Origin of the sequence: Lamprobacter sp., from assembly GCF_034860625.1 — a bacterium.
In the GTDB taxonomy this organism is placed as follows: Bacteria; Pseudomonadota; Gammaproteobacteria; order Chromatiales; family Chromatiaceae; genus Lamprobacter.
In genome coordinates, this window is the sequence record NZ_JAYESN010000032.1 from 1 (window position 1) to 20,338 (window position 20,338).

Annotated in this window: 21 protein-coding genes; 15 read left to right on the top strand and 6 right to left on the bottom strand. The window is 62.8% G+C overall.

Annotated elements, in window-relative coordinates:
- From gcvPA to moaD, 7 genes are all read left to right on the top strand, one after another.
- On the top strand, positions 1-1,194 hold a 1,194-nt coding region (gene gcvPA / locus VBE63_RS10480; protein WP_323682973.1), incomplete at its 5' end, for an aminomethyl-transferring glycine dehydrogenase subunit GcvPA.
- 307 nt (positions 1,195-1,501) lie between these two features.
- Positions 1,502-1,726, top strand: coding sequence for a type II toxin-antitoxin system MqsA family antitoxin (locus tag VBE63_RS31350; RefSeq protein ID WP_416274535.1), 225 nt, complete (start codon positions 1,502-1,504; stop codon positions 1,724-1,726).
- 231 nt (positions 1,727-1,957) lie between these two features.
- Positions 1,958-3,448: an aminomethyl-transferring glycine dehydrogenase subunit GcvPB gene (gene gcvPB / locus VBE63_RS10485; protein ID WP_323682974.1), complete on the top strand. Its 1,491-nt coding sequence runs from the start codon at positions 1,958-1,960 to the stop codon at positions 3,446-3,448.
- Between the two features lie 234 nt (positions 3,449-3,682).
- Positions 3,683-4,054, top strand: coding sequence for a diacylglycerol kinase (locus VBE63_RS10490; protein ID WP_323682975.1), 372 nt, complete (start codon positions 3,683-3,685; stop codon positions 4,052-4,054).
- A gap of 223 nt (positions 4,055-4,277) precedes the next feature.
- The gene (moaB, locus tag VBE63_RS10495; protein ID WP_323682976.1) at positions 4,278-4,808 is read left to right on the top strand and encodes a molybdenum cofactor biosynthesis protein B; all 531 of its coding nucleotides are present in this window, start codon (positions 4,278-4,280) and stop codon (positions 4,806-4,808) included.
- Positions 4,809-4,813: 5 nt separating this feature from the next.
- The gene (gene glp, locus VBE63_RS10500; protein WP_323682977.1) at positions 4,814-6,232 is read left to right on the top strand and encodes a gephyrin-like molybdotransferase Glp; all 1,419 of its coding nucleotides are present in this window, start codon (positions 4,814-4,816) and stop codon (positions 6,230-6,232) included.
- Positions 6,233-6,253: 21 nt separating this feature from the next.
- Entirely contained in the window at positions 6,254-6,505 is a 252-nt protein-coding gene (gene moaD / locus VBE63_RS10505; RefSeq protein ID WP_323682978.1) for a molybdopterin converting factor subunit 1, read from the top strand.
- Positions 6,506-6,663: 158 nt separating this feature from the next.
- Here the strand turns inward: moaD and urtD are convergent, their stop codons facing one another.
- The 5 genes from urtD to VBE63_RS10530 all read right to left on the bottom strand — a co-directional run bounded on the left by urtD (position 6,664) and on the right by VBE63_RS10530 (position 13,000).
- Entirely contained in the window at positions 6,664-7,437 is a 774-nt protein-coding gene (gene urtD / locus VBE63_RS10510) for an urea ABC transporter ATP-binding protein UrtD (protein ID WP_323683013.1), read from the bottom strand.
- Between the two features lie 233 nt (positions 7,438-7,670).
- Positions 7,671-8,807: an urea ABC transporter permease subunit UrtC gene (gene urtC, locus VBE63_RS10515; RefSeq protein ID WP_323682979.1), complete on the bottom strand. Its 1,137-nt coding sequence runs from the start codon at positions 8,805-8,807 to the stop codon at positions 7,671-7,673.
- 112 nt (positions 8,808-8,919) lie between these two features.
- Positions 8,920-10,767: an urea ABC transporter permease subunit UrtB gene (gene urtB / locus VBE63_RS10520; protein ID WP_323682980.1), complete on the bottom strand. Its 1,848-nt coding sequence runs from the start codon at positions 10,765-10,767 to the stop codon at positions 8,920-8,922.
- Between the two features lie 204 nt (positions 10,768-10,971).
- Positions 10,972-12,312, bottom strand: coding sequence for an urea ABC transporter substrate-binding protein (gene urtA, locus VBE63_RS10525; protein WP_323682981.1), 1,341 nt, complete (start codon positions 12,310-12,312; stop codon positions 10,972-10,974).
- Between the two features lie 235 nt (positions 12,313-12,547).
- On the bottom strand, positions 12,548-13,000 hold the full coding sequence (locus VBE63_RS10530) for an energy transducer TonB (protein ID WP_323682982.1): 453 nt from the start codon (positions 12,998-13,000) through the stop codon (positions 12,548-12,550).
- 84 nt (positions 13,001-13,084) lie between these two features.
- Here VBE63_RS10530 and gloA point away from each other — a divergent pair, with 84 nt between their 5' ends.
- From gloA to draG, 8 genes are all read left to right on the top strand, one after another.
- Entirely contained in the window at positions 13,085-13,480 is a 396-nt protein-coding gene (gloA, locus tag VBE63_RS10535; RefSeq protein ID WP_323682983.1) for a lactoylglutathione lyase, read from the top strand.
- A gap of 153 nt (positions 13,481-13,633) precedes the next feature.
- Positions 13,634-14,278: a 2OG-Fe(II) oxygenase gene (locus tag VBE63_RS10540; RefSeq protein ID WP_323682984.1), complete on the top strand. Its 645-nt coding sequence runs from the start codon at positions 13,634-13,636 to the stop codon at positions 14,276-14,278.
- 326 nt (positions 14,279-14,604) lie between these two features.
- Positions 14,605-16,296 (top strand): nitrogenase cofactor biosynthesis protein NifB, encoded by a 1,692-nt coding sequence (gene nifB / locus VBE63_RS10545; RefSeq protein ID WP_323682985.1) that lies wholly within the window; start codon positions 14,605-14,607, stop codon positions 16,294-16,296.
- Positions 16,297-16,536: 240 nt separating this feature from the next.
- Positions 16,537-16,815, top strand: coding sequence for a 4Fe-4S binding protein (locus VBE63_RS10550; protein ID WP_323682986.1), 279 nt, complete (start codon positions 16,537-16,539; stop codon positions 16,813-16,815).
- A 190-nt stretch (positions 16,816-17,005) separates the two neighbouring features.
- Positions 17,006-17,290: a 2Fe-2S iron-sulfur cluster-binding protein gene (locus VBE63_RS10555; protein ID WP_200242678.1), complete on the top strand. Its 285-nt coding sequence runs from the start codon at positions 17,006-17,008 to the stop codon at positions 17,288-17,290.
- A gap of 78 nt (positions 17,291-17,368) precedes the next feature.
- Positions 17,369-17,716: a 2Fe-2S iron-sulfur cluster-binding protein gene (locus tag VBE63_RS10560; RefSeq protein ID WP_323682987.1), complete on the top strand. Its 348-nt coding sequence runs from the start codon at positions 17,369-17,371 to the stop codon at positions 17,714-17,716.
- Positions 17,717-17,719: 3 nt separating this feature from the next.
- Positions 17,720-18,442: a nitrogen fixation protein NifQ gene (locus VBE63_RS10565; protein ID WP_323682988.1), complete on the top strand. Its 723-nt coding sequence runs from the start codon at positions 17,720-17,722 to the stop codon at positions 18,440-18,442.
- A complete protein-coding gene (gene draG, locus VBE63_RS10570; protein WP_323682989.1) occupies positions 18,417-19,376 on the top strand; it encodes an ADP-ribosyl-[dinitrogen reductase] hydrolase in 960 nt (319 codons plus the stop codon). Before VBE63_RS10565 ends, draG begins: the two co-directional genes overlap by 26 nt.
- A 164-nt stretch (positions 19,377-19,540) precedes the next feature.
- Here draG and fliE read toward each other — a convergent pair whose 3' ends face one another.
- The gene (fliE, locus tag VBE63_RS10575; RefSeq protein ID WP_323682990.1) at positions 19,541-19,948 is read right to left on the bottom strand and encodes a flagellar hook-basal body complex protein FliE; all 408 of its coding nucleotides are present in this window, start codon (positions 19,946-19,948) and stop codon (positions 19,541-19,543) included.
- Positions 19,949-20,338: the final 390 nt, after the last annotated feature.

The window sequence follows — 20,338 nt, forward strand, 5'->3', positions numbered from 1 at the left end:
GCCGATGGTGAGCCGACCTGCTTCATCGGCGCCGGCGCCTATGATCACCACATCCCCGCGGCCGTCTGGCAGATCACCACCCGCGGCGAGTTCTACAGCGCCTATACGCCCTACCAGGCCGAGGCCAGCCAGGGCACGCTGCAGGTGCTCTACGAGTTCCAGTCGATGATGACCGCGCTGACCGGGCTCGATGTTTCCAACGCCTCGCTCTACGACGGCGCCTCGGCGCTAGCTGAAGCCGTGCTGATGGCGGTGCGCTCCAATCGCAAGGTCAAGAACCCGCGCGTGCTGATGCCGCGCACGGTGCATCCGTTCTATCGGCGCACCGTCGCCAGCATCGTCCAGCATCAAGGCATCGAGCTAGTTGAGGTCGACTTCGACAAGCGCAGTGGACAGACGCGAGTCGCCAACTGCGAGGCCGTCGCCGATGAGCCCTTCGCGGCGCTGGTGGTGCCACAACCCAACGTCTTCGGTGTGCTCGAGGAGGTCGATGCCCTCACCGACTGGGCCCAGGCACGCGATGCGCTGGTGATCGGCGTGGTGAATCCGGTCGCCCTCGCCCTGCTCTCGCCGCCGGGCGACTGGGGCCAGGCTGGCGCTGATATCGCCTGCGGCGAGGGCCAGCCGTTGGGGATGCCGCTTGCCTCCGGCGGCCCCTATCTCGGCTTTCTCTGCTGCAAGCAGGCCTTCATCCGCCAGCTGCCCGGCCGTATTGCCGGACGCACCGAAGACCTCGACGGCAAGATCGGCTACACCCTCACCCTGCAGGCGCGCGAGCAGCATATCCGCCGCTCCAAGGCGACCTCGAACATCTGCACCAACCAGGGCCTGCTGGTCACCGCGGCGACCATCCACATGGCGATCCTCGGCGCCGAAGGCCTTGAGCGCGTCGCCGCCGCCTGCCATGCCAACACCGTCCGACTGGCACAACAGCTGTGCGAGGTGCCGGGCGTCGAGCCAATCTTTAGCGGCCTCGCCTTCCACGAGCGCGCCCTGCGTCTGCCAGCGCCGACCGAGACGGTGCTCGCCGGGCTCGCCGAGCAGGACATCCTCGGCGGCTTCGATCTCGGGCGGGAGTATCCGGAGCTGGGCTCTGCGGTGCTGGTCTGCGCCACCGAGAAGCGCACCGATGCCGAGATCGCCGCCTATCGCGAGGCGCTCGCCAGCGCCCTGGCCATCGCCAAAGCGGCCTAGCTCCCTGAATGCAGGAGAAGCGCGCCAAGCTGCAAATCCAACGAATGCTTCGTTTCCTTAGGTTTCGTTTCCTTAGGTTTCGTTTCTTAACGACTCACAATCGGTATCTCGCGCCATGGACTTGCAGCATTGGGCCGTTAGCATCGGCCAACGGCATCAATGAAGCCAACGCTCTCGCACATCAGGGAATGCGTGCGAAAGAAGCACTATGTCGTCACGACGCATGCTGCCGAAGAGGTGGTCAAACTTGGTCCGACCGGTAAGCTGATTATCGTCACTGTTTTTCGAGAGATCTATGATGAGTGAAATGTGCGCTATCTGCGGTGGTTCTGGAGTGGTTATCCGAAGGGTGACCCGGAGCTATGGTAAAGGTAACGGGCTCCTGATCATCGAAGACGTTCCGGTCATCACTTGTCCGCACTGTGGCGAGAGCTACATGACTGCAGAAACCATGCACGAGATTGAGAGGATCAAACAACATCGTGCGACGTTCGCTACACCAAAGCCGGTCGCCGTTGCTCATTTTGCCTAATCGTCGGATGCGATCGCTGCTTATCGCGAAGCCCTAGCGAGCGCCCTGGCCATCGCCAAAGCGGCCTAGAACAGCGTCCATCCATTGCGTCCCAATGTCAGCGCCACCATCCGCCGATCATCGGGAAACAAACACCAGACAGCCACTAAACACTCACTCCTATATCACTCACTCCTCTCTCCTAATCACTCACTGCTCACTCCTAATCACTCACTGCTCACACACACCGCCATGCTCATCCAAGAACACTCCCGCCCTGGCCGCCGCGCCACCGCGCAAGCGCCGCTCGCGCCTGCCGACCACAGCGCTCTACCGCCAGCACTGCGCCGCAAGCAGCGTGCCGCCCTGCCCGAGGTCTCCGAGCTGCAGGCGGTGCGCCACTATACCCGGCTGTCGCAGCAGAACTTCTCCATCGACACGCACTTCTATCCGCTCGGCTCCTGCACCATGAAGTACAACCCGCGTGCCTGTAACAGCCTCGCCTCGCTGCCCGGCTTTCTGGCGCGCCATCCCGCCGCACCCGAGACCCATAGCCAGGGCATCATGGCCTGCCTGCATGAGCTACAAGACATGCTGAAGAGCGTCACCGGCATGCACGCGGTCTCGCTGGCACCCGCGGCCGGCGCCCAGGGCGAGCTGGCCGGGGTGATGATGATCCGCGCCTATCACGACGCGCGCGGTGATCACGACCGACGCGAGATGCTGGTTCCCGACGCCGCTCACGGCACCAACCCGGCCTCGGCGATCATGGCCGGCTTCGAGGTGCGCGAGGTACCGACCGGCCGCAACGGCGATGTCGACATCGACGCCCTGCGCGCGGTGGTTGGCCCCCAGACCGCCGGCATCATGCTCACCAATCCGAGCACCGTCGGCGTCTTCGACCGCAACATCCAAGCCATCGCCAAGACCGTGCACGAGGCCGGCGGCCTGCTCTACTACGATGGCGCCAACCTCAACGCCATCCTCGGCAAGGTCAGGCCAGGCGACATGGGCTTCGACGTCATCCACATGAACCTGCACAAGACCTTCTCGACCCCGCATGGCGGCGGCGGGCCGGGTGCCGGTCCGGTCGGGGTCTCCAAGCGGCTCGAGCCCTATCTGCCGATCCCACTCGTCGCACAGGTTGATGACGATGGTCATGGCGACGGCAGCAATCGAGACCGCTATCGCTGGCTCGACGAGGACGACCGCCCCGAAAGCATCGGCCGCCTCACCGCCTTCGGCGGCAACATGGGCATCCTGCTGCGCGCCTATATCTACGCCCGACTGCTCGGCGCCGAGGGCATGCGCCGGGTCTCGGAATTCGCCACGCTCAACGCCAATTATCTGCAGGCGCGGCTGCGCGCGGCCGGCTTCCAGCTCGCCTACCCGGAGCGGCGCGCCAGTCACGAGTTCATCATCACGCTGAAGAAAGAGGCCAAGGACTTCGGCGTCAACACCATGGACTTCGCCAAGCGACTGCTCGACTATGGCTATCATGCGCCGACCACCTACTTCCCGCTGTTGGTACCGGAATGCCTGCTGATCGAGCCGACCGAGACCGAGCCCAAGGAGGCGCTCGATGGTTTCGTCGAGGCGATGATCAAGATCCGCGCCGAGGCCGAACAGGAGCCGGAGACGGTCAAGCAGGCGCCACACAGCCTGCCGGTGCGTCGACTCGATGACGTGCGCGCCGCGCGTCAGCTGGATGTCGCCTGGAAGCCTTTTGAGGGCAATGCCTAGGAGAGCCTGATCACCCAGCCTGTTCCAGCTTATGGCGACCACTGTATGGCGGCCAGGGCCTCCAACCTTGATGCTGCCGTTAGATCAGGTCAGACAAGGTCAGACCAGGCTAGCCTGATGAGGCCTCCAGCGGACCAAGCAGGCAAAGGGATGTTCGAGGCCGCCCGAGACGCAAAACAGGGTCGGCACAGCTACACAAGACCGTCAAGATCAACAGGAAATCGATACGCGACCATGGCCAACCACACTGTCAGCGGATGGCGCCGCATCTTGTTCGCCTTCGGCTACTCGATGAAGGGCTTCAAGGCTTGCTACGAGCTGGAGGAGGCCTTTCGTCAGGAGGTCTTCGTCCTCATCTTTCTGATCCCGCTGGGGCTCTGGTTGGGCGAGTCGCCGGTCGAGAGCGCCCTGCTGGTCGGCAGCCTGTTGCTGGTGCCGGTGGTCGAACTGCTCAACTCAGCGATCGAGGCCAATGTCGATCGCATTGGCTTAGAGCGCAATGAACTTTCAGCACGCGCTAAGGACCTCGCCTCGGCTGCGGTGTTCATGAGCATCAGCTTCGCGGCGACGATCTGGGCGTTGATCTTAATCCCGCGTTGGCTGTGATCGCGGCACGACCCCGGACGCTCATCGCGACAAGCGCGCAGGCATGGCGTGTCTCGCAACCGGCGGCCGAGCGCGGTGCAAGCGCTCCGCCTGTCACTGGATTGCCACCGACCGCGGTGTGACCGTTCACCTGGAAATGGCCCCGATCAAGTTGCGATACACTGCGAAAGCCCCAGATGAGCCTCGAAACGTGCTTCTCAGTACCGATCATGAGCCCTTCCGCATGAGCCGAACCCCCAACGACGCCCCTTTTCTGCCGCTGCCGATCGCCGTGGCCACGGTCTCCGACAGCCGCACTGCCGACAATGACACCTCGGGCAGCTACCTGCGCGAGCAGCTCACCGCCGCTGGCCACCGGCTCGCCGACCAGGTGATCTGCAAGGACGACGTCTACCAGCTGCGCGCGCTGTTCTCGCGTTGGATCGCCGACCCCGAGGTGCAGGTGGTAATCAGCACTGGCGGAACTGGCATTACCGGTCGCGATAGCACGCCAGAGGCGATCACTCCACTGTTCGATAAGGCCATCGACGGCTTTGGCGAGCTGTTCCGGCAGATCTCGTTCGAAGAGATCGGCGCCTCAACTGTGCAATCGCGCGCGGTTGCCGGTATTGCGAACGGCACGCTGCTGTTCTGCCTGCCCGGCTCCACCGGCGCCTGCCGCACCGCCTGGGAGCAGATCCTGCAGCCACAGCTGGACAGCCGCACCCGGCCCTGCAACTTCGCCCAGCTCATTGCCCGCTTCAGCGAGCGCTGATCATCATGGCCAAAGCGACGACTGACGGCCGCGGGGCGGTGGAAGCTGCCCAGCTGGAGGGAGCTGCGACCAGCAAGATCAACCAAGGCGCGCCTGATTCCACCTCAGGATGCTCGTCCGTCAATAGTCCAAACGACTGCGAGCCAGGCCAGGGCTTGTCGGCAACGCCGCTGACCAAGCCGCTTAGCGTCGAGGAGGCCTCAGCCCAGCTGCTCGCGGCCGCCCGCATCATCGAAGGCAGCGAGATGCTGCCGACCGCAGACTGTCTCGGACGTGTGCTCGCGGAGCCTTTCTTCAGTAGCACCGATCTGCCGGGCTGGGATAACAGCGCGATGGACGGCTACGCCCTGCGCGTCACCGATCTACAAGCCAGCGACGGATGGCTGCCGGTGAGTCAGCGCATCGCCGCTGGCCAATGCGGCACCCCGCTGACGCCGGGGACTGCCGCGCGCATCTTCACCGGCGCGCCGGTGCCCGAGGGTGCCGATACCGTCGTCGTGCAGGAGGTCTGCGAGCAGGAGGGTGATCGCGTGCGCGTCAACGCCGAGATCACCGCCGGCGCCAACATCCGTCGCCGGGGCGAGGAACTCGAAGCAGGCTCGCAGGTACTCGCGGCCGGAACCCGCCTCGCACCCCAGCATCTCGCCCTTGCCGCTGGCGTCGGCGCCGAACAATTGCGGGTCTATCGCCGCTTGCGCGTGGCCGTGCTCGCCAGCGGTGACGAGCTGGTGATGCCCGGAGAGCCCTTGGCACCGGGCCAGATCTACAACTCGAACCGGTTCCTGTTTCGTGCCTTGCTGCAGGCGCTCGGCTGCGAGGTGATCGATCTCGGCATCGTCAAGGATGACCGAGAGGCAACCGTTGCCGCGCTCAGCACCGCCGCCGAACAGGCGGATCTGGTCTTGGCCAGCGGCGGCGTTTCGGTGGGTGAAGAGGACCATGTGCGCCCGGCGGTCGAGCAGCTCGGCAGCCTCGACCTCTGGCGCGTCGCGATGAAGCCCGGCAAACCGCTTGCGTTCGGTCATATCGGCGGTACACCATTCATTGGCAGCCCTGGCAATCCGGTCTCGTTGTTCGTCACCTTCTGCTTGCTCGCACGGCCGTTCATCGAGCGCATGCAAGGCGTGCAGGATGCCAAACTCCCGACCCCGCTCTGGCTACCGGCGGGTTTTGCGCTCAACAAGCCCGTCAAGCGGCGCGACTATCAGCGTGCGCGACTGGAGATCGATGCAACCGGCCAGGCTAGGGTACAGCGCTTCCACAGCACCTCGTCGGCGGCGCTCAGCTCGCTGACCTGGGCGAATGGGTTGGTCATCATCCCGCCGGATGCAACCATCGCCATCGCTGATCCGGTCGCCTTCCTGCCGTTCGCTGAGCTGGTGCCCGGTCACCAGAGCCTGTGGGTTCAGAGGCCTGAGGCCTGAAATCTGAGGAAGACGCTCACCATGATCCAATTACGCTACTTCGCCAGCCTCCGCGAGCGTCTCGGAATCGATGCGGAAGAACTCGAGCCAACCTCAGGTGCAACCGTGGCCGAGCTGAGGGCCTATCTGCGCAGGCGTGGCGAGCCTTGGCAGCAGGCGCTCGCAGAAGAACAGCGCGTCCTTACCGCCGTGAATCAAGAGATGGCGCGCCCAGACAACGCCGTTGCCGATGGTGATGAGGTGGCCTTCTTTCCACCCGTGACGGGTGGTTGAACAGCTTGCTCGGGCTCGAATTGGGCTTCTTGATTTCATGATCATGCTGGCCAATGATCCCCAAGGATCTGATCCTGGCTCCAAGGACAGCGATCCGGAAACGCCTCATAGTCCAGCGGCGTCTCGGCGCCATGTAACCAAGCCGCATGCCAGGCCGTTCACTCTCCCAAATAGACCTCAACCACCCGCGGGTCGTTCTGCACCTCATCCATGCTGCCCTCCGCCAACACCGACCCCTGGTGCAGCACGGTCACGCGCTTGGCGATCGAGCGCACAAAGTCCATATCGTGCTCGACGACAACGACCGTATGCTTGCCGGCCAGCGAGGTCAGCAACTCAGCGGTGCGTTCCATCTCTTGGTGAGTCATGCCGGCGACCGGCTCGTCGACCAGCAGCAGATGCGGATCTTGCATCAGCAGCATGCCGATCTCAAGCCATTGCTTTTGGCCATGCGAGAGGGCGCCGGCCTCGCGCTGAGCGTGCTCCTGCAGGCCGATGATGCCGAGCACCTCGTCGATACGATCGCGCTCCGCGCCGCTCAGGCGAGCAAGCAGCGTCGGAAAGACGCGCTTGTCCGCCGCCATCGCCAGCTCCAAGTTCTCAAACACGCTGTGATGCTCAAACACGGTCGGCTTCTGGAACTTGCGGCCGATGCCGACCTCGGCGATCTCTGGCTCGGTCAGCTTGAGCAGGTCGATCTTCTGACCGAAGAAGGCGCTACCCGAGTCCGGCCGCGTCTTGCCCGTAATGATGTCCATCATCGTCGTCTTGCCGGCGCCGTTTGGACCGATCACGCAGCGCAGCTCGCCGGCATTGACGTAGAGATTCAGCTCGTTGATCGCCTTGAAGCCGTCGAAGCTGACGTTGAGTCCTTCGAGGTAGAGGATCAGGCCATGACTGACATCCAGCTCCAGATCCTTGGCGCGGATCATGAAGTCGAACTGCCGATCGCGCCGCGTCAGCTCCTTGAAGTCCTGGCCGAAGCCTTGCCAGACCTGCTTGGGGCCGCTGAAGTCGAAGGTCTGATCGCTGCGGAGCAGATCGCGGCTCGAGCCGCGACCGGAGTTGGTTTTCGCGCTGTTCGCTTGGCTCCCCGCTTCGCTGCCCGGAGCCTGCTTGTCGTTCGCAGCCGGTTCGCGATCTGAAGGCAGCTCGTTCGTGGAGATCATGCGCTCGTCTCCTGCAGTGCAGCTGGCTCCGCCCGGCGCCGCCGCAGCCTCTTTAGCAGTCCTACAATACCTGCGGGCAGGAACACCGTCACTAGCACGAACAGCCCACCGAGGACGAACAGCCAGGCCTCGGGGAAGGCGCCGGTGAAGACCGTCTTGCCATAGTTGACCAAGACCGCGCCAATGACCGCGCCATAGAGGGTCGCGCGTCCGCCGATCGCCACCCAAACCACCAACTCGATCGAATTCAACGGCGAGAACTCGCCGGGATTGATGATGCCGACCTGCGGCACATAAAGCGCGCCGGCGATACCCGCCAACACCGCCGAGAAGGTCCAGATCGCCAGCTTGACCCGATCCACCCGATAGCCGATGAAACGCACCCGCGACTCGGCATCGCGCACCGCGACCGCGACCCGCCCGAGCTTCGAGGTCACGATCCAACGGCAAGCCCAATAACCGAGCGCCAGCGCCAACGCCGAGGCCAGGAACAGCCCGATGCGCGTGCCATCGGCCTGCAGATTAAAGCCGAGCAGATCCTTGAAATCGGTCAGACCGTTATTGCCACCGAAGCCCATCTCGTTGCGGAAGAAGGCCAGCATCAGCGCATAGGTCAGCGCCTGGGTGATGATCGAGAGATAGACGCCAGTGACGCGCGAGCGGAACGCCAGCCAGCCGAAGACGAACGCGAGCAGCCCGGGCACCAGCAGGATCATCAACGCCGCGTACCAGAATTGATCGAAGCCCTGCCAGAACCAGGGCAGTTGCTGCCAGTCGAGGAAGACCATGAAATCCGGCAGCAGCGGATCACCATAGACCCCGCGATCGCCGATCTGGCGCATCAGGTACATGCCCATCGCATAGCCGCCGAGGGCGAAGAAGGCGCCATGGCCAAGGCTGAGAATCCCGAGATAGCCCCAGACCAGATCGACCGCCACCGCGAGCAGCGCATAGGTCAGATACTTGCCGAGCAGGGTCACCGTGAAGGTGCTGACATGCAGCGGATTGGCCTCCGGTACCAGCAGGTTCAGGATCGGCACCAGAACGGCGATCAGCGCCAGCACCGCCAGCATGATCTGGCCGCCGGTATCGCCCTTGAGTGGTTGCAACAGGCCCATGTTGAAGGTTCTCATCCGGTCTCAATCAGTTCGCCGGACGGCGCCCGGCCTCGTTAGTCTTCGTTCTCGACTCCCCAAGCGTTGCCAGCCGGGGCGTCCAGGGCGACAAGGCGATGAGTGACATCGTTTAGTCCGCCGCGGCACGGCCCCGCTGCGGGAAGAGTCCGCGCGGGCGCTTCTGGATGAACAGGATAATAAAGACCAAGACCAGGATCTTGGCCAGCACGGCGCCAGCCCAAGGCTCCATCAGCTTATTGGCGATTCCCAGCGTCATACCCGCGACCAGGGTGCCCCAGAGATTGCCAACACCGCCAAACACCACGACCATGAAGGAATCGATGATGTAGGCCTGGCCCATGTTGGGACCGACATTGGTCAGCTGCGACAGCGCCACGCCGGCAACCCCGGCGATACCAGCGCCGAGCCCGAAGGTCAGCGCATCGACCCGCGCCGAGTGCACCCCCATCGCACGCGCCATGGCACGGTTCTGTGAAACCGCCCGCACCTGCAAGCCAAGTGCAGTGCGTTTGAGCACCAGCAGCAAGAGCGCGAACACGATCAACGAGAAGAGCAGGATGTAGAGCCGGTTATAGGTCAACGCGAGCCCCGGATTGAGCTGCAGTGAGCCACTCATCCAGCTCGGGTTCTGGACGATCACGTTCTGTGCTGAGATGGTCGTGCGCACTAACTGCTGCAGGATCAGGCTGATACCGAAGGTGGCCAGCAGGGTCTCCAGAGGTCGCCCGTAGAGGAAGCGGATGACGGTACGCTCGATGGCGACGCCAAAGGCACCAGAGACCAGGAAGGCCGCCGGCACCGCCACCAACAGCGACCAGTCAGTGAGGCCCGGCATCGCCTGCTGCACCAAATAGGTGGTGTAGGCGCCGATCATGATCAGCTCGCCGTGGGCCATGTTGATCACGCCCATGACGCCGAAGGTGATCGCCAGCCCGATCGCCGCCAGCACCAGCACCGAGCCGAGGCTGAGGCCGAAGAACAGGGTCTCGATGCTGCTGTTGAGCTGACGCTTGCGATCGATCGCATCCAGCGCCGCTTTGGTCGCGGCGAGAACCCCAGGATCTTGCTCCACCTGCAGCAAGCCGTTTAGCGCATTGCGTGCCTGCGGATAGAGATTGCCATGCAGCACCTCGATGGCTGCCAAGCGGCTGTCCAGATCCGGCTGTTTGAGATCGGCGATGGCGACCACCAAGGTCAGCATCTCCATCACCTGCGGGACGTCTTCCATGGCAAGCTGTGTGCGCACAGCGCTGATCACCACCGGATCATCACTGCCAACCATCTCGCGCGCTGCCCGCATGCGCAGCGCCGGGTCTGGGCTGGCCAGGGTCAGCGCCGCAATCGCTGTCCGCAAGGCGCTGCGCATCCGATTGTTGACCGTGATCTTGCGCACATCACGGCGCCCAACCTCACCGAGGGCCTCGCCGCTCAGCGCATCGGTCAAGGCCCAGCCGCTGCTGCCTGCCGGCGCTACATAGACGATGCGATCATCGTCCTTTCGATAATAGAGATCCCCTGCGAGCAGCGCTTTCAACAGCGGGATCGCGCGCGGTTCACCAGTTTCGGCGATGGCTTGAGCTGCGGCTTCTTTGACCTTGAACGAGGGATCTGTCAGCTGGGAAACGCGCTCGCGCAACACACTGATTCGCTCCGAATCAGACCCTGCTTCCGGGTCCGGTTCAGATTCCTCGGCCCTGGCTTCGGCAATCACAGTCTTTGCGGGCTCGAGTGCCGCGCTCGCAGCCATGTCGTTTGCGACATTGGCTCCCGCGTCGACAACGAGGCCAGGGATCGACTCGTCCACCGAATCCACTGTGAGCTTCGCTGTCGGGTCTCTGGCGGGATCGGTTGGCTGGCTATCGTCAGCGCCAGTGGCTGTGGCTGTCATCAGCAACAGCAAGAAGCCAAGCGCCATCGCCAAAGCAGGGCCACTGCCGCCAAACACAAACCTGGACATAGGGCTCATCAACCGCACGAGGTCATCTAAGGGGTGAACGCTGCCGCGTCATTCGGATCAGGACGTTCCGGCAACTGGGGTGACCAGCGCGCCATCCCTGGCTTCGGATCAAATGCGGCGTCGGCGCAAACGCCGGCCGCTGCCTCTAGTCTCTCAACGCCACGGTACTAGACGCCTCGCTTCTAGACGCCTTGGTTCTCAAAACTACTCCGTTGCAACCTGCACGCTGCCAAGGCATTTTTTCGTCTTGGTATTGTAGTTGCCACAGTTAATCGGGTCTGTCCAATCGCCGATCAGATCCTTGGAGCCTTCCAGGTAGTCCGACCAGGCATCGCCAGGAACCTCTTCCTCGGTCTGGTAGACGATCGCGAACTGACCATCATCCTGTATCTCACCAATCAGCACCGGTTTGGTGATGTGATGATTGGGCAGCATCTTAGCAGTCCCGCCACTCAGATTGCTGGTGGTCAAGCCGACGATGGCGTTCTCGACCGCATCGGTGTCGGTGGTGCCGGCCTTCTCGACCGCCTGCACCCAGAGATCGAAGCCGATCTTGTGTGCCTCCATCGGGTCATTGGTGACCCGCTTCGGATTGCCGATGAACTCATGCCAGGTCTCGATGAAGGCCTCGTTCTCATCGGTCGGCACACTCATGAAGTAGTTCCAGGCCGCCAGATGGCCGACCAGCGGACCGGTGTCGATGCCTGAAAGCTCCTCTTCGCCAACCGAGAAGGCGATGACCGGGATATCCTCGGCCGAGATACCCTGATTGCCCAGCTCCTTATAGAAGGGCACGTTGGCATCGCCGTTGATGGTCGAGACCACCGCCGTCTTCTTGCCCTCGGAGCCGAACTTCTTGATGTCGGCGACGATCGACTGCCAGTCGGAATGCCCGAACGGCGTGTAGTTGATCATGATGTCCTCCTCGGCCACCCCATTCTGCTTCAGATAGGCCTCGAGGATCTTGTTGGTGGTGCGCGGATACACGTAGTCGGTTCCGGCCAGCACCCAGCGTTCCACGCCCAGCTCGTCCTTCAGATAATCGACCGCTGGGATCGCCTGCTGATTCGGCGCCGCGCCGGTGTAGAAGACGTTCTTGGACGATTCCTCGCCCTCGTACTGCACCGGATAGAACAGCAGGCCGTTCAGTTCCTCGAACACCGGCAGCACCGATTTGCGCGACACCGAGGTCCAGCAGCCAAACACGGCAGCGACCTTGTCTTTCTGAAGCAGCTCACGCGCCTTCTCAGCGAACAGCGGCCAGTCCGAGGCCGGATCAACCACCACCGCCTCGAGCTTTTTACCAAGCACCCCACCCTTCTCGTTCTGCTCATCGATCAGCATCAGGACCGTATCCTTCAGCGTCGTCTCGCTGATCGCCATGGTGCCGGAGAGCGAATGCAGCACACCGACCTTGATGGTCTCATCGTTGGCCTGATCCGCTGCGGGCGCGGCGTCTTCGGCGAATCCGGACAGCGACGCGGTCAGCCCGAGCGCGATACCGGCACTGAGCAGCAGGGGTTTGAAAGACGGGATCGCAATCATCCAGTGTCTCCTAATCATGGTGAGTCTTAGAGCATCAGTGGTCGGCCAGAGCTGCCGCCTAGCGGCATTAAGCAAATTCCAGACCAGGGAAAACAACCGACTGATATTGAAGGACAAGATCGACTCACAGGAGCGCTGATCGAGGAGCAATGCACCAAACCTGAGCAATCACCCTCGCCTTGGTGCAAGCCTCTGCACCAGATTGGCAAACACCTGAGCTGGATGAACGCTCCCGTCAGGGGCGCAGCACCAGATTAAAGTCGCGGAACGGCTCGAAGTCCGACCCACTCGGCACCGGCAAAGGCGAGGCGTCGTAGATCGCATTGACGACAGACTGATCGAACATCGGGTTGCCGCTGCTGGTGATGATCCTCACCTGATTGGTGATCACCTTGCCGCCCGGCTCGAGCTGCACATTGACGACTGGGGCGTTGCCCTCCCAGGTACCAGCCGGGTGCACCCAGAACTGGCGGATGCGCTCCTGAATCGCCGGTACCCAGCGGCTGGCAATCTCCTCGCTCGGCGCGGTTGCTGTGCTCGACTCGGCAGCGTCGCGCGACGCGATGCTGAGCGCTGGCAATCCAACAGCAGGCAGCAGGCCTCGCGCACCGAACAACGCCAGCGCCGTGAGTGCATTGGCGAGCAACACCGCAACGAAGACCGTTACAAACAATTTTCCAGTGCCCATCAGGGGTCCTCTGTGAGTTCAAAGACGCCATGATCATCCCCAACTTCTCGCAGAGCAATCAGCAAACGAGGTCCCAAGATCACCATGCGCATCCTGCACACCATGCTCCGCACCGGCAACCTGCAACGCTCCATCGACTTCTATACCAAGCTGCTCGGCATGAAGCTGCTGCGTCAGAAAGACTATCCAGCCGGCGAGTTTACCTTAGCCTTCCTCGGCTACGGTGATGAGTCCGAGCACACCGTCATCGAGCTGACCTACAACTGGGGCGTCGAGCAGTATGAGCTCGGCGATGCCTATGGTCATATCGCGATCGAGGTCGAGGATGTCTATGAGGCTGCCGCGCGCATCAAGGCGCAAGGCGGCGAGATCCTCCGCGAGGCGGGCCCGATGAACGCTGGCACCACCATCATCGCCTTCGTCAAAGATCCCGACGGCTATCCGATCGAGCTGATCGGCGCCAAGCAGACCGCCGGCTAGATCAGCGCCATCCTTGCTGGTTGCGGCCTAGGCGTCAGCCATCGAACGGGCCGCGATCAGCGCCGATCGCGCACCCAGCTGCGGCAAAATCGCTCGACCCACCGCAACATTGCGCGCAGACTTCGGCATCCCTTCTCACCGAGTCCCGCGCACTTGGCTCATCCCGCCTCTTCCCTGCCGCCCGAACAACCACCCGAGCCCGCCGAGCAGATCGCCGCCACCCTCGCCGAACAAGGTTGGTGCCTGACCGATAGCTTCCTCGCCCCACTGCACATCAGCCAACTCCGCCATGAGGCGCAACAGCGCTGGCAGGCCGGACGCTTCCGACGCGCCGGCGTCGGCCGCGGCGAGGATCTCGAACTGCGCGACGAGGTCAGAACCGACCGGGTCGATTGGCTCGACCCGAATGAGCTCAGCGCTGCGCAGCGCCTCTATTGGAGCCAGCTCGAGCAGCTGCGGCTGGCGATCAACCGCAGCCTGTTCCTTGGCCTCTACGCGCTTGAGGCGCACCTAGCCGTCTATCCACCCGGTACCTACTACCGCAAGCACCTGGATCAATTTCGCGGCATCGGCGAGCGCACACTGAGCTGCATCCTCTATCTGAATGATGCCTGGCAGGCACAGGACGGTGGCGCGCTGCGTCTCTACACCGATCCGGAGCGCCCTGAGCTGAGCGAGTTAATCTTCCCCGAAGGCGGTCGCCTAGTGACCTTCTTCAGCGCCCGGTTTCTGCATGAGGTGGAGCCCGCGCAGCGCGAGCGCTTCAGTCTCACCGGTTGGTTCAAGCGGCGCAGCTAGACAGCGAGCAGGTGGTCGACAGCCGGCAGGTGGTCGACTCATGGCAGCAATGCCCCAGCAGCATCAGGCATCTTGGGCTGATGACCGCCTTTCGCTTAGGCCACCCCGCCCCTCGAACCCTGTAAGACCTGTCTGGTCGCAGACCCGACAACGGACGCTTACGCGCTGTCAGCCTCCTCACAGAAGCTTCGGCAACCCGGCTCTGACCATCGTCGAATCAACCGCTTAGCCTTATACACACATTGGGCACAGCGTTTGCTTATAACCCCCTATACAGCCTAGCGCGTCGCACATGCGACGCCGTCAGACTTTACGGGGATCGAGACATGGTTCAAGCGGTAACCACTCTGAACACAGAGCGGCGAAAGGCGGAGAGCGGGCCAGCCGGCGGCTGTGCGTCGAGTGGCTGCGGCAGCAGTAGCGACAAGCTCGCGCACCTGCCAGAAGCGATTCGCGCCAAGGTCAACGACCATCCTTGTTTCTCCGAGGACGCCCATCATCACTATGCGCGCATGCATGTGGCGGTGGCGCCAGCGTGCAATATCCAGTGCCACTACTGCAACCGTAAGTACGACTGCTCTAACGAGTCACGCCCCGGCGTTGTCTCGGAGCTGCTGACACCCGAGCAGGCGGTGCAGAAGACCTTAGCCGTCGCCGCTGCAATCCCCCAGATGAGCGTGCTCGGCATCGCCGGCCCGGGTGATCCGCTCGCCAACCCGGAGCGCACCCTCGCCACCTTCCGCGCGCTTTCCGAGAAGGCCCCCGACATCAAGCTCTGCGTCTCGACCAACGGCCTCGCGCTACCGGAACTGGTCGACGAGATCTGCCAGCACAACATCGACCACGTCACTATCACCATCAACTGTATCGATCCCGAGATCGGCGCCAAGATCTATCCCTGGATCTTCTGGAACAACCACCGGATCAAAGGGGTCAAGGCGGCGCGGATCTTGATCGAACAGCAGCAGAAGGGTCTGGCGATGCTGGCCGAGCGCGGCGTCCTGGTGAAGGTCAACTCGGTGCTGATCCCCGGCGTCAACGACGAGCATCTGAAAGAGGTCAGCCGCGTGGTCAAGGCCAAGGGCGCCTTCCTACACAACGTCATGCCGCTGATTGCAGAGGCCGAGCATGGCACCTTCTATGGCCTGATGGGACAGCGTGGCCCGACCCATGACGAGCTGCAGGCCCTGCAAGACGCCTGCAGCGGCGACATGGCGATGATGCGCCACTGTCGCCAATGCCGCGCCGATGCGGTTGGCATGCTGGGCGAGGATCGCGGCGCCGAGTTCTCGATCGAGAAGATCGAGCAGATGGACATCGACTACGCCGCCGCGATGGCGCGTCGCGCCGCGGTGCATGCCGAGATCGAGGCCAAGCGCCAGGCTCAACGCGAGGCCAGCCGGCAGGCGACGCAGACCTCAGGTGGCGAGGTCTTCGTTGCCCTCGATTCACTCACTCGCCGTCGCCCGACAGCGTCTTCGACGGAGCCCGACCTGGTTTCCGCAGCGGCATCAGCATCAGCATCAGCATCGGAAACAAGACCGCTCGCAACGCAACCCGCAATTCCACTCATCACCGCCCGGACCGCCTTATCAAGCGCTAAGGCGCCGGCGGGCACGACCAGTCGCTCAGTGCGCATCGCTGTCGCCAGCAGCGGCAGCGGTGTAATCAACCAACACTTCGGACATGCGCGCGAGTTCTTGGTCTATGAGGCCGACGCCCAGGACGTGCGCTTTATCGGCACCCGCCGGGTCCAGGCTTATTGCACGGGCGATGAGACCTGTGGCGAAGCCGAATCAGCACTCACCGGCACCCTGCGTGCGCTCGAGGGCTGCGCCGCCGTGCTCTGCTCGAAGATCGGCATCGAGCCCTGGGACGCGCTCGAGGCCGCCGGCATCGCACCGAACGGCGAGCACGCGATGGAGCCGATCGAGACCGCTGTCGCCGCCGTCTACGCCGAGCTCAGAGTAAGCGGCGCCCTTGACCAAACCGAACCCATGAGTGCGCTGAGCGCTTGAGCCAGCCCCAAGCGAATCATGTCGCGTGAAGACGCGAACGAGTCTGGCGACGATTGGCCGATCACTGACTGCGCCGGTCTGGAAGTCAAGTTGCCAAAAGGCTTCCGGACAACAGCCGCCACTCCAGCGCCTTATCGCCCCTCATTCGCGGCTTGGCGGCTCCAGGGTTTAGCGGCTTCGCGCGACACCTGACACCCGGCGAGCAACAACACTGCCAGCAACGAGACCGAAGGAAACACCATGGCTTACCAGATTACCGATGGCTGCGTGAACTGCTGGGCCTGTGAACCGCTGTGCCCGAGCCAGGCGATTCAGGCTGCCAAGCCGCATTTCATCATCGACCCAAGCCAGTGCAGCGAATGCACCGGTGACTTCGCCGAACCGCAATGCGCGAGCATCTGCCCAATCGAGGGCGCCATCCTCGACGCCAGTGGCATCCCACTGAATCCGCCCGGCTCACTGACGGGTATCCCTCCCGAGCGCTGGAACTCGGCGATGGCCGAGATCCGCGCTCGTTAAGGTGTTGCGTCATCGATTTCGCCGAACTGAGTCCGTACCCGGAAACAGGCGCCTCATCGTCCAAGCTGGCGACGCGCTATGAACCTTAGAGAGGCTCAAGAGAGGCTCAGCCACAGAAGCGCTGCATGACGGCGCCCGATGGTTCCAACCCACGAATCCATTGCAACCAAAACCAAGAGGAAAACACGACATGGCCAAGGCAAAAGTGACCTTTCAGGACATCGATCAAACCGTCAATGTCCCCGCCGGCATCCGCGTCATCGACGTCTCCGAGAAGATCGGCGCCGGCATCATCTACGGCTGCCGCGAGGGCGATTGCGGCACCTGCATGATGCATGTCGTCGAAGGCTGGAACAATCTGACCGAACCCTCGGTGCTCGAAGAAAAGGTCTTGCGCGAGAACATGGCCAGCCGCCACGACCGCCTCGCCTGCCAGGCCCAGATCATCGGCGATTGCACCGTCAAGCCGGCCTAGCGCTCGTTCAAGCTTAGCGTCGCAGCACTTCAGCGCATCCCAGTCCACATCAACCCATCCAACGCGGAGCCCCCATCAATGGCACTCGTGACCTTTTCAAACCCCGACTACAAAGACAAGACCGTCTACGCAGTCGCCGGCAGCCACACCGAAACCCTGCTCAAGATCGCCAAGGAGAACAAGATCCCGGTCCAATTCGACTGTCAGGATGGCGAATGCGGCCATTGCCTGGTGCGCGTGACCAGCGTCGATGAAAAAGATCGCATGGGTTATTTCCTGACCGATAAAGAGCAGACAGTCCTCAAGGAGCTCGGCAAGCTCACGCAGGACCAGATCGACCAGCTGCATGTGGACGATATGCCGAGCGAATGGCGTCTGGCCTGCCAGATGATCGTGCGCGACGAAGACGTCCTGGTCGAGTACTGACCCATGCCCCCGTCGGCTCCGGCCACCTCAGCGCCCATCGTCGAGGCGAGCACCAAATGGGTGCCCGCAGCTGGCGGCTGCTCAGGATCAGTGCCGGAGACAACCGCGGAGCGCTGGCGGCACTGGCTCCTGTCCCTTGCCGCCGGCCACCGAAATGACGGTCTGTTGGCCTCAATGCTCGCAAGTCAATGCGTCGGCCTCGGCGCGATGCCAGACTATCTCGGCCTCAGGCCAGAGGCGTTCAATCAGCTGATCGCCTATCACTTTCCGGCACTGCGACAGACCGCGCTTGCGCAGCCGCAGCGCCCACTCGATCCAGAGCGGACTGACGAGCGGGACGAACTGGTTCGGCTCTTGCTTAAAGGATCAGACAACGGACCCGGTAACGGGACATCAGATGACAAGCCCAGTCAGCAACCTGAACTGTCCGCATCCTATTCCAACTTGCAGCCGAGCCTGCAGCAGCGCTGGATGGCCGAGATCATCGCCACGGGCTGTATGGGAAGCGACCACCTCTGGCAAGACCTTGGCCTCTGGAATCGCGCCGAGTTGAGCCGATTGATGGAACAAAACTTCCCCGCCGTTGCCCAGAAAAACGTCCACGACATGAAGTGGAAGCGGTTCTTGTACAAACAGCTGTGCGAGACCGAAGGCATCTACACCTGCCGTTCACCCTCCTGCGAGGTCTGCGTCGACTACCATGCTTGTTTCGGGCCTGAGAACTGAATTCCTGCTGCTGGCCGAGAACGGCAGCGGCGATCTGATCAAGCGTCGTGCCATCGGCGCCTATCTGGGCCTCGCCGTCGGTGATGCGCTCGGCGCCACCGTCGAGTTCATGACCCCGCGCGAGATCCGCGACCAGTATCGCGAGCATCGCGACATCAAGGGCGGTGGCTGGCTGCGGCTGCGCAAGGGACGCGTCACCGACGACACCGAGATGGCGCTCGCGCTCGGCGACAGCATCCTCAGCGCGGGCAAGGTCGACGCCCAAGCCGCGGCCGAGGCCTTCAGCAACTGGATGCGCAGCAAACCCGTCGACATCGGCAATACCGTCCGCCGTGGCATCTCCCATTATCGCCGAACCGGCGAGTGGACCTCCCCGGAGAGCGAGTTCGACGCCGGCAACGGCGCTTGCATGCGCTGCCTGCCCGTCGCCTTAGCCACGGTCGGCGCCGACATCGACGACGTTGCCGAGGCCAATCGCCGCCAAGCCCACGTCACTCACAACAACCCCACCTCCGACGCCGGCACCCTCTGCGTGATCCGCATGGTGCAGGCCGGTCTGCTCGGCGGCACGCGTAAAGACCTCAAGCTCTTGGCGGACGCGCTCGCAGCCGAAGACCCGGTCTACGCCTACGACCGCAAGCGCATCGAAAACCCCAGTGGCTTCATCGCCGACACCCTGCGCACCGTATTCCAGGCGCTGTTCGCGACCGACGACCTCGAATCTGCACTCATCGACGTCGTCAACCGCGGTGGCGACGCCGACACCACCGGCGCCATCCTCGGCATGATCGCCGGCGCCCTCTATGGTCCCGCCGCCCTCCCCGCGCGCTGGGTGCGCACCCTCGATCCCGAGGTGCGTCAGCATTGCCTGTCACAGGCTCAGCAACTGCTCAAGCTAGCGCCACTCTGCAGTGCTCGAGCAGCGACTGGCTAAATCCAGGCATGAAGGCTCTCTAAGCGCGTTGGCGTTGGAATTCTCGTTGTTCTCGTTAGAGTCCTTGAATCCAGCGAAGAGCTTCTGCGTCGCGCGCGCTGCCATTTGCGGCATAGGCCATACTGGCGGATCGGGATAGCAGGGGTCCCTCGCCTCATGGAGGTTTACACCTGCATGCGCATCACTTCCTGATAGGCGTTGACCAGCCGGTTGCGCACGGATTTGCCGAACTCGAAGGCGACGCTGGCCTTTTGCACATCGATCATCAAGTCGTTCAGGGTGATGTTTGGGTCACCGGCCTGAAAGGCTTTGCCTTTGTCGACGGCGTCGATCTGCAAGGCGTTGATGCGTTGGATGGCAAGGCGCATCTCGGCGGCAAATCCGCCGGCGGGTTGCGGACCAAGGTTCTGCCCTGCTCCATCGGCAGCGGTTATCCTAGTGTATCTGGAACCAGCGGTTTGATTCGGTCCTGCGGCTTGACCAGCGCCGCTGGTTTGGTGGGTACTGCTCGCTTGGTTGGCTAGGAGGCGCAGGGTAGCAAGGGCGGGCTCAAGACTCGGTACGGTGCTCATGCTGTGTGGCGGCGATGGTTGCTTGGGGTTCGGAGGCGCTTGTGGCTTGCTCGGTGTTTGGGTGCTGAGCGTAACAGTCAGGCGCGTCCGAGCATAGGGACAAATAGCGGCTATTATCGAGGCTGTTCCAGCCTTTGCCGATCAAATGGATGTTAGCTCAGAACGCCTTGCTGCAACCCCATTTCCGAGGGTCTCAACCAGCCCTGAACCAAGCGTCTTGTCCTAGACTCTGAGACACCGAGTGATCCCAACCCGCCCTATTCTGCTCGGCACCCTTGTCTCAGTGAGTGCTTCGTTGATGCTATCAGTTTCTGACAGTTGCGCATCGAACGGGTCATCACACCCACTGAACAGATCGGCGACAGTCTCATCAGCGACTGATCTGACCTG